The sequence below is a fragment of the Cupriavidus alkaliphilus genome (assembly GCF_014191175.1).
In the GTDB taxonomy this organism is placed as follows: Bacteria; Pseudomonadota; Gammaproteobacteria; order Burkholderiales; family Burkholderiaceae; genus Cupriavidus; species Cupriavidus alkaliphilus.
This window is the reverse complement of the sequence record NZ_JACHWE010000004.1, coordinates 72,269-85,930: the sequence shown is the minus strand read 5'-3', so window position 1 is coordinate 85,930 and position 13,662 is coordinate 72,269. Positions and strand designations below refer to the sequence as shown.

Here is a 13,662-nt window from a genome sequence, read left to right as displayed (position 1 = left end):
GGGCCCCGTTGCACGCTTCGGCCAAATGGTTGAATACCGGATGAATTGCGAACCGCAGGGCCGGTGAACGGCCGGCGCGGCAGCGTTCAAACGAGAAACAAAACCGCGCCATTTACCCCTTCGAGAGGGTATGTTCCGCGCCGACGGCCGGCCTGCCGCCGATGGCAGTGCCATGCACTATGCTGAAGACTCCAACCGTTCCGCGTGGAGGCCACCATGCACAAGTTCCTTCCCATCGCCACGGCCATGGTGCTGTGCGGCGCGTCCGGCATGGCATTCGCCCATAACTGTCCCAACGAGATGAAGGCCATCGATGCCAAGCTGTCGACCAACCCCAAGCTCTCGACGGAAGACGCCGCCAAGGTCTCCAAGCTGCGCGCCGACGGCGAGGCCTATCACAAGGCCGGCAAGCACGATGAATCGATGAAGTCGCTGCTCGAGGCGAAAAAGATCCTGGGCATGTGACAGCCGCTGCCGGCCACAAAAAAAACCGCCACGCATCAGGCGTGGCGGTTTTTCAATTTTCTGGCCTCAGGAGCCTGACCCGACCTGCTGGATCATGCCGTTGGGCGCCACCAGGTAATACTCGGCGCCGACCCCGACCCAGCGCGTACCCTTGCGCGGCGCCGGCAGGTTGTACTGCTTGTAGTCGTCGATCACATACTGGCGGTCACGGAACTCGGTGGGCAGCCGGTCGCCCTTCTTCCACTGCTGCACCTGCATATAGGGCGAGCTCTGCGCCATCGGCGCGGACGCGGGCATGGGTTCGGTCATCGGGCTGGACCTGGCACCGCCCTGCGCCATCGCGAACGGCGCCGCCAGCACGCTTGCCACCAGCAACAACACTGGCATCGCTTTCTTGGTCTTCATCGTGATCTCCTTGCGTACGGGAAAACCGAACTGCCGGAGGATCCGACAGCATCTACCAGATTAGTCACAAATACCGGCAAGCGGGCATCCGGCGGCCGCGGCGCCAAGGGCAAGCGCGGGCGCGCGTGTTCACAATTGTTTGCCGGTCCGGCCCCCATTCGGGGGGGCGCCTCAAGCGCCACCCGTGTCTAGAATGCTCGCACAGAAACAATTTGTTACGAGCAGTTGCCGCCCGGCTCATTTGCTGCGGGCCGCGCTGCAGGCCCGCCCGACGGTGCGACTCAGCGCACGCGCGGGCGCATGCCGCTTTCCATGTTCCCTGGCTTGCGCGCTTTGACGCGCTTCGCACCGCGGGCTTCATTCCCTGCCAGAGAACATCAAGACAGGGGACTCTCCGTGTTGCATGATGCCGGTCTATTCCTGGCACTGGTCAATCCCGCCATTGCCTTGCTGCTTGCTCTCAGCTTCCTGTTTGCGTGGCACCACGAGCGCGCGCGGCCCCACCTGCTGCAGATGGGCGCCTGCTATCTGCTGGCCGCCGCGGCCATCGGCCTGCAGGTCTTGTGGCCGCCACGCGCTGGCGGCGGGACCGCCACCGTCACCGGCGCGCTCTACCTGGGCAGCGCCGTGCTGCTGCTGCGCGGCATGCTGGCCCGCATCGGCGCGCGCCCCGACCGCTGCGCGGCGGTGGCGCTGCCGCTCGCCCTGTTCGGCATGGTGGCGTGGTTCGACCTGGTGTATCCGAGCCTGGTCGCGCGCATCTACGTCCTGAATGTCGGGGTCGCGCTGGTCCTGCTGCCGGGGGTCGCGCCGCTGGCCCGGCTGCGCACCGGCCGCACCGTCGACCGGGTGCTGTTCTGGGTGTACCTGGTGTTCGCGCTCCAGTTCCTGCCGCGCACGCTGCTGGCGCTGGCGCCCGCCGCCGGGCACGATGCCGCCGTGCTGGCGCCCACCACCTACTGGCTATGGCTGCAGGCGACGCTGGCCTTGTTGCTGCTGGCGCTCGGGCTGGCACTGCTGGCAGCCACCGCACAGGACGTGATCGACGGCCTGCGCCATGAACGCGATACCGATCCGCTGACCCAGCTGCACACGCGCCGCAGCCTCGAGGCGCTGGCGGCGCGCCAGATCCCGCCGCGCCCGGGCGAGGCGCTGAGCGTGCTGCTGTGCGACCTGGACTACTTCAAGTTCATCAACGACAACTACGGCCACAGCGCCGGCGATGCGGTGCTGACGCAGGTCGGCCGCGTCATCGCCGCGGGCATCCGCCGCCGCGATATCGCGGCGCGCCTGGGCGGCGAGGAATTCGTCGTGCTGTTGCCCGACACGCCGCACGAAGCGGCGCTGCAACTGGCGGAGCGGCTGCGCGAGACGCTGGCGCAGACCAGCATGGAGGCCTTGCCAGGCATGCACAACGTGACCGCCAGCTTTGGCGTGGCCACGCTGCGGCCTGGCGAAGACCTGGAAGCGCTGCTGATGCGCGCGGACAACGTGCTGTATGCGGCCAAGAACAACGGCCGCAATTGCGTCGAGTGGGAGCGCGAGGCCGGCCTGGCGGCGCTGGCCTGAGGCCCGGTCTGGCGCGGCACGCTGGCGCGCCCGCGCCCGAAAAAGCGGAACCCCCGCAGCGCGGGGGTTCCATGGCGATACCGGCGAGCGTCTATCGCGATGCTCAGAACGGTTAGCGGAACGTGCAGCTGTCAAATTGGCCGGCTAGTGCCTGACTACATTAAGAGAAAAAGAAGCAAAACCTAAGTTTCGTCGCGAGCAAGAACATCAATAGCCTTCCCTTTTGTCCCGGAACTGGGAGGGTGGGGACCGCGCGGGGTAGTGGGAGTCTCAAAGTCTGTGTGCAGCCAACTCATCCCTTACAGGATTCTGCACCCCTCATCCAAACAGCTCGATCGCAGGATTACGCCAATGCCTGTGACTGCTCTTAAGTCGGTTGAGGCCATGCAGAGTGAGTTTCCGGACGACGCGCATCTCACCTACAACGTGGCAAATGGGCTTGCTGCTGTTGCCGGCTATCCTCACCGCGACGACACTTGGGTAGATTTTCAGGAGCGTACTCGAACGCTACGCATTGAGGCCCGACGACATACTGGGAAGTTTCTCAGGGCCTGACTTCAGAAGCATCGGTGAGGACCCAGGCCTGGACAAACCTTGTTAATCAATTGAGCCACAGCTATCGTGTGAGCGAAGCTCATAATGCACACTTGGCTGGGCTCCAGATTGATCCTCAGAACGGTGTTGTCGAAGCTGTGCAGCTCGTGATTTGCTGTCGCTGTATCATCAAGGAATCTCCTCAGACCTTGCGCGCACCGAAGCCATTATGTTGGCCAAAGTCGCACATCGGCATTTCGGCTCCGTCATTCCCCGCTGGTTCCGAGAAGGCACTTCAGTGCGGCTTCGCGGCATACCCCCTGTCGGCAGGGCCTCGACCACCCCACTTCGGTAGGGTCTGCCGGCGTTCGCTAGTGGGCACTCCCTTCCGAGTCCGAAGCTCTCGTAGCCGCAAGCTCCCCACCGTTCAAAAGTCGCTACTAGACCCCGACCTCAACCTTTCACCGATTTATGGCTGTGGTAACGTTTCTGCTTCGCTCAGCCAATATATCTGAGACATGTCGGCCTATGTAAAGCCTCGCTGGATGCGCGATTTACTGCGCTTTCTTCCCCTGAAGAGCCAATTCGTCTTGTCTGGCAATATCCGGGACCTTCAAGCCTGCGAGGTTGCTCCTGGCATCGTAACGGCGCAGCCCTTGACCGCCGCGCTCTGCGACAATCTCCGGGAAGCCGGATACGCTCAGGTGGTCGTTTGGGATCCGATTTCGGGATTTACCGTAGCCGAAGGCAGGACCAGTTTGGTGGTGCCAGCCGAGGACACGCTCCGCAGCCTCGGATTATCGCCCGTTGATGCTGCCGCGCCTGGAGGGATAGACATGCTGGCGGCAACCTTCGAACGGCTGGTCAGCCTCGCCGGGGAGCCAGTGGCGCTGGTAGTCGATTTTGCATCGCGGCTGACCGTTCGGCCTGAAACGCTCAGCGCTTCCGAACATAATCTGTTCACGCGCGCCCTGGTGCTTGCGCATCAGGCCAAACCTCGTCCTGCGGGGGCGCAACGTCGCCCGTTCTTCAATACGATTCTCTGGGTTGTCGACAAGGAAGGAGACCTGCCGGACTGGCTCCTCATCGACAATCCAAGGGTGAGACACATTCCCGTATCCAAGCCCGACAGCGCGTCCCGGCGCGCCTTGTCTAAAGTGCTCCTTCGTGGCGTGCCAGGCGCACAGGAGGCCTCGCCTGATGTCCTCGCGCAAGCCGACGCCGCATTCGTCGATGGCTCCGAGGGACTCCTGCTGGCTGACATGAACGCGATCGCAACACTCGCTCGCGTGGAGAATGTCCCTGTCGGGAAGATTGCCGATGCGGTGCGTCGGTACAAGGTCGGCGTGACAGAGGACCCGTGGCTGCAGATTGATCGGGAAAAGATCCGGAACGCAGAAGTATTCGTTCGAAATCGGGTCAAAGGTCAGGCACACGCTGTCACTCATATGCTTGACCTGGTCAAGAGAGCTATGACCGGCGTGGGATCGCAGCGCAAGGGGAGCCGCCCCCGCGGGATTGCCTTTCTGGCCGGCCCAACCGGCGTGGGTAAGACTGAGCTTGCAAAGACCGTTACCAGTCTCTTGTTCGGCGATGAAAGCGCCTACATCCGCTTCGACATGTCTGAGTTCAGCGCTGAGCACGCCGATCAACGGCTCATTGGCGCGCCGCCCGGGTATGTCGGATATGACGTCGGCGGCGAACTCACCAACGCCATCCGGGAACGGCCGTTCAGCGTCGTGCTGTTTGACGAAGTTGAGAAGGCACATCCGCGCATCCTCGACAAGTTCCTACAGATTCTTGACGACGGTGTGCTCACCTCAGGCCGGGGGGACAGAGTCTATTTTTCGGAAGCGCTGATCATTTTCACATCCAACCTTGGGATATACCGACAGGACGATATGGGAGAGCGCATTGCCAATGTCCAGCCGGGCGACGCCTTCGAGACGATTCAGGAGAGAGTTCTCGCCGAGATCCAGCGACACTTCAAGTTGGTCCTGAACCGGCCGGAAATTCTCAACCGCATTGGTGAAAATATTATAGTTTTCGATTTCATTCGCGATGATGTCGGTGACGAAATCTTCGAGCAAATGGTGCGTGCCGTGCTCGATGACATCGCCGGCGAGGGAATAACGATCGAACTGGAAAGCGAATCGTTGGCCGCGCTCAGGAAGCGCTGCTTGCATGACCTTTCGAACGGCGGTCGCGGCATTCGCAACCAGATCGAAGCGCATCTCATCAACCCCCTGGCACGGGGACTCTTTGACCAGAATGCGAAGGCCGGTGACCACTTTGTTCTGACCGGCCTGGCGTCCGGGCAGCTCGAGGTACAAAGGCAGTAGGTCATGAACCTCTATCTGTCGCGCGTGCATTTCCCCATCAGGAGCCTTGGACCGGGCCGACGCCTGGGGATCTGGTTCCAGGGCTGCGGCATTCGCTGCCCAGGCTGTATCTCGGCTGACACCTGGGCCGGCAATCGCGGCAAGACGACGCTTGAACGGTTGCTGGCGCGCATTGCCGCGTGGCTGCCGCAGGCGGAGGGCATCACCATTTCCGGCGGCGAGCCTTTTGAGCAGCCAGATGCGCTGATCGCCCTGCTCGAGGCCCTGCGCCAGCAGACGAGCGTCGATATCCTGGTCTACAGCGGACATCCGATAGAGGCACTGACGCCAACGCTTGCGAAAGCGTCCAGTCTGATCGATGTCTTGATTTCGGATCCGTTTGATCTGGATGCATCACATACCCGCCCTCTGCGCGGCAGCGACAACCAGCGCATGCATCTGCTCACGGCTTTGGGCCGCGAAAGATTTACCCCGTACGACCGCCTCCTAACGGAAGGAGACAAGTCTCTCGATGTCATGTTTGACGAAGCTGGAAGCGTCTGGCTGGCTGGGATACCCAGTCGGGGTGATTTTCAGCGCTTGAAAGGCCTTTTGAACGACGAGGGTCATCTGGTCCAGATCAGCGCCGACAAGGCGCGAAGCCGATAAGACAGGAAATGTCAGCAATGATGCGTTTTTGCACCAATTGCAGGACCGAGCGGTCCGTGCAGGAGTGGTATTGCGAGGGCACCATTGCCGGCGCGCCCTGCCAATGGGATCTGTCGAATCTTCCCATTCGCGAATGCGGCTGGAGACCACACGAAGTCGTCACTGCCGAGTCGGCGCAGCGCATTGCTGCTGACTCTGGACGCGTAGGCGCCGCACGGTCATTGCTTTGCACGAACGGCCACCCGATGAACGACGGCGACCTTATGTGCCTCACGTGCGGTGCTGACCCGACCCCCGAGGCCGGGCATGAAGGCCAACCGCAGCAGTCGTCCGGCGATCCGGCTGACACTACGCAGGAGAGCCCGTCTTCGCCGCAGGAAACCCGGATTGAAGGCTGGCGACTGCTTAGGCAAATATCCGGCACGGATGCGACCCGCGAACGATACCTTGCCCAGCATCGCGACGATAACCGGCAGGCGGTACTCACGCTTTACCGCCCAGGAGCCGAGCCAGATCCGTCGATCTACGAGGTCGTTCGTCGGCTTCCGCGCGGACACGTGCCAGAGATAATTGCGACCGGCCGTTGGGAGGGTCGCGCATACGAAGTTGCAGAAGAGCTGAGCAACGGGACACTCGCAGACATCGGCATTGCGCTCCAGGACATGCCGACTATCCGACATGTGGTCGAAGAACTGGGACAAGCGCTGCAAGCATTCTCTGAAGCCGGACTACGTCACCGGGACCTCCGCCCAAGTACGCTGCTGGTGCGCAGCCGCGACCCCATCGACCTGGTCATCAGCGGTTTCGGGTCGGCCCGCTTGTCGGACTTTGACCTTGACATCGTCTCCCCGCTTGAAACGACGCGCTATATGGCACCCGAGGCGATCGCCGGAGGCGTAGCGGCCGCGTCCGACTGGTGGAGTCTGGGGATGATTCTGCTGGAGCAATTGACGCAGGGGGCATGCTTCGAGGGCGTCAACCCGCACGCGTTCCTGATTCACGTGCTCGCGAACGGCGTCACCCTGCCTGACGACCTCGACCCGTCGCTACACCTGTTGCTTCGCGGTTTGCTTGCTCGCGACCGGCATCAACGATGGCAATGGCCCCAGGTGAAAGCGTGGCTTGAGGGCAAGGATGTCGATGCCCCATCCGCGAGCACCAAGGAAGGCGACAGTGAGGAGGGTGCCAGCATCGCGCTCGGCAAGCATCGGTATCGCAAGCCGACCGTCTTTGCATTGGCGGCTGCGGAACGCGACAATTGGGCGGAAGCACTCGACCATCTGCAGCGCGGCGGGCTTGCCACATGGGCCGAAAACGCGGGGCTTTCGCCGAAGGCGCTCGCCGGCATACGCCACGTCACGCAGCTCGATGGCGTCGACGACGATGCGCGGCTCATGATCGCACTAAAGCTGCTGAATCCGGAAATTCCGCTCATTCTTCGCGGAGACATTGTTACACCGGGCTGGCTACTTCAAAACCCGCTCGAAGGGTATGACCTGATCACCGGACCGGTTCCCCCTTTCCTCGAACGGCTTGAAACGGAGACTTGGCTTTCGCGCCTGCGCTTGCGTGCCGAACACGTGCGAAATCGGGCGCATGGTCATCATATCGAACTCGACGAGAATACGGTCCGTATCCACCTGCTCTCGACCTCGCGGGCACGCCTTGCCGCCATGTGGGAAGAGAGGCGGCTTCTCCTTCCGGATTCGGACCATCCGGGACTTCTGTCCCTGTCGGAGCGGCGTGTCATCGGCGAAGAGGACCTGATTGTCCTCCTGGGTGCGTCCATCAGCCAGTTCCGGTCGGTTGATACCATTCTGGAAGAAGCTTCGCGGCTGGCCGAGATGGAACAGATTCTGGCGTTTGATCCCGTAGCGGCGCGCGCGGAACTCGCGTTGTCGCGAAGCGAACTTTTCCGAAAGGTTGACGACCGGATTGCCGGCTTTGCACGGACAGGCCACAAAACGATCGACGGCTGGGCCGAGCACTTCCGGCTTGAGCGTCGCCTGCCGCTCCACCAAGCCATCGCCCTCCTGTCGGTGCCGGTCGAGCAATGGCTGGAACCGCAAAAGCAGCAGTATGTCTCTCAAATACTCGACTTCTTCGAGAAAAGGGTAGCGACGGCAGTTCTGCGGGGGCCTCTCGTGCGGATGACGATCGGCAAAACGACGGGCCGCGTCGATATTCACGAATTGAACGCCGATCGACACGCCAGTGCCGCAATCCTAGAGCACCTGCTTCAGCGCAACATGCAGACCGTGGCGATTGATCCGTCGATCTTCGGCACTAGCCCGAGCCTTGAGAGCCGCCTCGCCACGCTGTACCGGCAAACTTCCCTCTATAAGAGGGATACAGGCATTGACGGCCTTTACCTCGGTTTTCCCTTCCTGCTTTGGAAGGACACACGTAGTAACACCAAGCCTCGCATCGCACCGGTGTTGCTATGGCCGGTCAAGCTCCTGACGGAACTAGGTGCGCGCGGCCAGGTAGAGCTTGCCTTCGATGGTGAACGCGAAGAGGTCCGCCTCAACCCGGCGCTGGAGGGCCTGCTCGGTCGCGAGGCCATCAAGGCGTGGCGGTCAGCGGCGGAAGACGTCCTTGGCCGCTCCGCCCTGAAGATTGCCGACGTGATCGACGCCTTTGGCATGGTGGCGGCTGCCGCGAGCAGACAGCTCGGGCGATTGCCGTCGGCGAACGTCGAGGTTCGCCCCGGCCAGCAGCAACTGTCTTGCTCCGCCGTGTTATTCCACGTAACGTTCATGGGGCAAGCAATCGGTGAAGACCTGCGACAGTTGAAATCCCTGTCGCCGTCGGGCACCGCGCTTGAGACCATGCTGCGCCTCAAGGACAAGGCCGAGGCTGAACCTGCACCCGACAGTCACGGGGAAATCGACAGATACCTGACTGTGGCAAGCGATCCGTCGCAGGAGTCCGCGATTTTGCAGGCCCGTCAGGGGCCGGGCCTCCTGGTCGAAGGACCTCCCGGCACAGGAAAGAGCCAGACGATCGTCAACATGGTTGCGGACGCTATAGGGCACGGAAGAAGTCTGCTGATCGTCTGTCAGAAACACGCGGCGCTGGAGGTAGTTCACAAGCGGCTCGTGGCTGAGGGTCTCGGAGACCGGATTATCATGGTCAACGATGTCAACAAGGATCGGGAACCGACCATACGCGCCGTGCGCGAGCAACTCGACGCCATTTTCAAGGGCTCGTCATTCGACAATGGCTGGATTCGGCAACGAGAGCGGATGGCGGCGCGAATCGAAGCACTCGAAGGAGAGCTAGACCGTCATCACCAGGCACTCCATGCGGTGGATGATGCCACTGGCCTGAGCTATCGGGTGCTCCTCGGCGAGCTGATACAGCTTGAAACGGGGGAGCCGCCAGTTGACGTACCGCAGTTGCGGAGCAAGCTGTCCACCATGGACATCTCCACGCTGACCACGATCGAAGAGCAATGCGCCCCGCTCGCCCGGTACTGGTTGCCGGCACGGTTCGAAGGCAGCGCGCTTGTCCAGTTGAAGCCATTTGCAACGGATCCGGCGACCATCAAGGAATTTCACACGGCGTTCGCTTCCTTCCTCGAGGCCGAGCAGCTTCGAATGGATACCATTGCGGCCTATCCCGCTAGATTCGACGTGGACGACCCTGCGCCATATCGCGCGTGGCTGGATGCCAATGCACACGCCCTAGTCGAACTTGACGACATACAGCGCAAACGCCTGGCGCAATGGTTACCGCTATTCCGCCCTGCGGGCCAGGCCGATTCGCCAGGACACGTACACTACGCGTCGCTCAAGGCGCTGTATCAGGACCTCGTCCAGACAGACAGCGGCCCCTTCGACGAAAGACTATCTCCCGCCCTTGCCCGACTGCCTGCTTCCGAGCTTGCCCACATCGAAGTCCGCGCCACGCTCGCCACGCGTGCGCCGACATTCTTTGATCGTCTCAACCCGGCAACCTACATTCGGCGCCGTGGCCTATTGAAGTTCGTGGGCGGCCTTGGCGCACCTGCCACGAATGAAACCCTGAACCGGCTGCTGGCCGCCGCACGCCTGGAGCTGAGGTGGCGGCCGTTGCGCGAATCCCTGAATACGACGAGCCAATCCCTACGTCTAGAGATCGTTGACCAGGACAGCGGCCCAACGCTTGCCGATGAATGTCTGATACGCCTCCGTCAGCTCGAGGAAGTCCGGGAACTGGCGCAACACCTGGCCATTGCCCCGCGCAGTGACGAGTTCGATTCCGCCGTCATGACGGGCGACCGGGCTCCAGTTGAACAGCTCCTTGACGGATTCGAAACAGCGTTCATCCGCTACAACGCACGCAAGCACAGTACGGACGCGCTCTCGTCGCTGACGGACTGGTTCTCGCCGGAGCTCTCCGAAGCCTGCAAAGATGCGGTCGCCCGGAATATCAGCTATCAGGCGCCGCTAAACCGGGTTCACGACGCCCTGCCAACGTTGCCGGCGTATCAACAGTTCCGTACTCGTGCCCGACAACTGGGCGATGCTGCGCTTGAGATCTTTTCGTTGATGCGCACGCAAGAAGCTTCTCTGACAAGGGTGCGCCCCGAGAATCTGGACTGGGAAGTGCGCCGTCTGATCAACCGCGAAGCACGCCTGGGGTGGAAACGCAAAATGGAGCAGGCATATCCCGAACTGCTGCTGGACCAGAACGAGACAAAGGCAAAAATTGAAGCCCTGGCTGCCGCGGATGAGCAAATGCGCCATCTCAACCGCGACGTACTTCGTGAGGGCGTGGATCGTGGCAAGCTGCGTACGGCGCGCGAGTGGGAAGACGTAACCCGTCTGACAGGGCGCCGTTCCCGGCGCCTCCGGGAATTCATCGAACTCGGCGCCGGGCTCGGGCTGATGACCCTTCGTCCCGTGTGGCTCATGAACCCCGACGTGGCCAGTCGCGTTCTTCCGCTCAAATCGGACCTGTTTGACGCGGTCGTCTATGACGAGGCATCGCAGATGCCGGTCGAATATGCCGTACCTACCCTCTTTCGAGCCACCCTTTCGATTGTCAGCGGCGACGAGAAACAAATGCCGCCGACTGCCTTCTTCTCGAGTCGCGCAGAAAGCGACGAAGCGGAACTCTTCGATGGCGAACAGCCGGACGACGACGCGACAGAGGAAGAACGGGAGATTTTCGAAGACACGTGGAACCGGCGCGAGATCAAAGACTGTCCCGACCTGTTGCAGTTAGCCCGAACAGCATTGCCGAGCTCGACGCTGCAGATTCACTACCGCTCTGCCTACCGCGAGCTGATTGGCTACTCGAATGCGGCTTTTTATGAGAACAATCTGAGTGTGCCGGTTCGCCATCCGGACGAAACCGTACGCGAGGTGAGACCTCTCGAACTCATTCAGGTCGACGGCCTGTATGAGCAGCAAACCAACGAAGCCGAGGCAGGCCGTGTGGTTGAGTATCTTGCCAAACTCTGGCAACAGCCCTTCGACGAGCGGCCTTCCGTCGGCGTTGTGACCTTCAATCGCAAGCAGGCCGACCTGATCGAGGAAAAGCTGGAACTGCGCGCGGAAGAGGACATCGGTTTCCGGAATGCATACCGTGAAGAAAGCGATCGTATTGAAGGCGGCGAGGACATGGCTGTCTTTGTCAAGAACGTCGAGAATGTTCAGGGCGACGAGCGCGACGTCATTGTTTTCTCGACGACCTTCGGTCGGAACAGCCAGGGCACGTTCCGTCGCCATTTCGGCGTTCTCGGCCAGAAAGGTGGCGAGCGTCGACTGAACGTTGCGGTCACGCGGGCGCGCAGGAAAGTAATTCTTGTGACATCCATGCCCATTCGCGAAATCTCCGACATGCTCAACACCCATCGCAAGCCGGCCATCCCACGAGACTATCTGCAGGGCTACATGGAGTATGCGCGAGCCATGTCGAACGGCGAGCTCCCGAGCGGCCGCGCTCTCCTGGCCAGGATGTCCAACGAACGGGCTCAGGCCAGATCCGAGGAACGCGACAAGGTCGACGGCTTCGCGAACGACGTCCTGGCATACATTGGATTGTGTGGCTTCCACGCGGTGCCGGCGCAGGAAGGTGATGCCTTCGGCATGGATTTCGCCATCGCCGATCCCCAAACGGGACTGTACGCCATCGGGATCGAATGTGACGCTCCGCGACACCCCTTGTTGCGGCGTGCTCGTGCCCGCGAAATCTGGCGTCCGTCGGTTTTGCGGCGTGCGATACCACATCTGCACCGCGTATCTTCTCAAGCGTGGTATCACAACGGCGACGAAGAGCGCGCGCGACTCAAATCCGCCATTGAGGCCGCCCTGGCTATGGAGAGTTCAGCATGAGTGGCCCAAAGGTCGTACGCATTGTGACGCGCGAAGAGATCCTCGCCATCTGTGAGGGACAACTTCGCCAGCTAGATCAGGCAATAACGCAATGGACCGCTCAGTGCGGGGAGATGGGAGAGCTTTCCGACGCAGAGGCAAGCGCAACGCGCGAGCGCCGACGTGTGCTCGCTGAGTTGCTGAAACAAGATGCCTTCATAGATTTGCAGAAGAGAGTCCCTGAGGAAATCGCCTTTCTCAAGGCTGACGCGCTTCGGCGTGAACGCTTGGCAATAGAAAGGGCCGCGGCGGCACGGCAGCGGGGGCGCAGGGGACAGGAGAACGCGGCCACCCTTCTCAACGTGCTCAAAGCACGTGGCACGAACGTTCCCGACGAGCTGAAAAAGCAACTGGAGTCGATCGCCTGCGGCGAAGGCGCCGATCATGTCGATGCGCTTCTCGCTCAGGGTTTCAATCTGCTGGCTACGGAGCAGAAATCGGCCCTGACCGCCGCACAGCGAGACCTGGCAAACCGGCTTGCCGAGCCCAACGAAGGGCAGAGTTTCGAAGCGTGGAAAGCGAGAAACAAGCCCACATCCCCAGTGGACATGCTGCTCGAGCGTGTGGACGCCCAGATTGCCGAAGCAGAGACCATTCTTGGTCGCGAGGAAACAGCGACGTACCTTACGCGGCTGCGCTCGATGGAAAGCGAGCCAAATGAGGCACGAAGGAAGCTGCTGCTCGACAGCCTCATTCTTGACGTGTCAAAGGGAATAGAAACAGCGCGGGTTCGGCGCTCCGCCATTGAGCAACTTGCCGAAATTGCGGTACAAATCGAGCCGTTCATTTCCGAGGCGTCGACATCGCTGCGCGCGCAAGCCGCGGCTTGTACCGGAGCGACGCCCATATCGACGCTCACGGCGCTTGTCGAACAGTGCCAGACTTTGCTCGAGAGTGAATTGCGGCGTAAGGCGGCAGAGGCGCGACGGGAAGTCATCCTACAAGGGCTTGCCCAACTTGGCTACGAGGTTCATGAAGGCATGGCCACAGCATGGGCAACAGACGGGCGCGTCGTCCTGCGCAAATCTTCCTTGCCAGGCTACGGCGTCGAAATTGGCGGCCAGGCTGAATCGAGTCGCCTTCAGGTTCGTGCTGTTGCACTGACCAGCGATCGCGACACAAACCGCGACAAGGATGTGGAGACGATCTGGTGCGGAGAATTTGCCCGACTGCAGCAACTCGTCACCGAGAATGGAAATGGCCTGCTTATCGAAAGGGCAATGGGTATCGGGCAGGTGCCCCTCAAGGTTGTTGACGATACCCGTCAGATTTCAGAATCGATCGACAATCGAAAGCTGTCGTCCCGACGCGTCATCTAGCGACAAAAACTCGGT

Annotated in this window: 7 protein-coding genes; 6 read left to right on the top strand and 1 reads right to left on the bottom strand. The window is 61.4% G+C overall.

Features of this window, described 5'->3' with window-relative positions; all coding sequences use genetic code 11:
* Positions 1–216: 216 nt before the first annotated feature.
* A complete protein-coding gene (locus FHX60_RS15255; protein ID WP_112773816.1) occupies positions 217–465 on the top strand; it encodes a PA2433 domain-containing protein in 249 nt (82 codons plus the stop codon).
* Between the two features lie 66 nt (positions 466–531).
* On the opposite strand, the gene FHX60_RS15250 is transcribed toward FHX60_RS15255, so the two are convergent.
* Positions 532–870, bottom strand: coding sequence for an RcnB family protein (locus FHX60_RS15250; protein WP_183283837.1), 339 nt, complete (start codon positions 868–870; stop codon positions 532–534).
* A gap of 396 nt (positions 871–1,266) precedes the next feature.
* Between FHX60_RS15250 and FHX60_RS15245 the strand changes: the two genes are divergently transcribed.
* From FHX60_RS15245 to FHX60_RS15225, 5 genes are all read left to right on the top strand, one after another.
* Positions 1,267–2,439, top strand: a complete 1,173-nt coding sequence (locus FHX60_RS15245; RefSeq protein ID WP_092307572.1) for a GGDEF domain-containing protein — start codon at positions 1,267–1,269, stop codon at positions 2,437–2,439.
* Positions 2,440–3,491: 1,052 nt separating this feature from the next.
* Positions 3,492–5,315, top strand: coding sequence for an AAA family ATPase (locus FHX60_RS15240; protein ID WP_183283836.1), 1,824 nt, complete (start codon positions 3,492–3,494; stop codon positions 5,313–5,315).
* 3 nt (positions 5,316–5,318) lie between these two features.
* Entirely contained in the window at positions 5,319–5,963 is a 645-nt protein-coding gene (locus FHX60_RS15235) for a 4Fe-4S single cluster domain-containing protein (protein WP_183283835.1), read from the top strand.
* A 17-nt stretch (positions 5,964–5,980) separates the two neighbouring features.
* A complete protein-coding gene (locus FHX60_RS15230) occupies positions 5,981–12,289 on the top strand; it encodes an AAA domain-containing protein (RefSeq protein ID WP_183284044.1) in 6,309 nt (2,102 codons plus the stop codon).
* On the top strand, positions 12,286–13,647 hold the full coding sequence (locus FHX60_RS15225) for a hypothetical protein (RefSeq protein ID WP_183283834.1): 1,362 nt from the start codon (positions 12,286–12,288) through the stop codon (positions 13,645–13,647). The genes FHX60_RS15230 and FHX60_RS15225 overlap by 4 nt, the downstream gene beginning before the upstream one ends.
* The last annotated feature ends 15 nt before the right edge of the window (positions 13,648–13,662 follow it).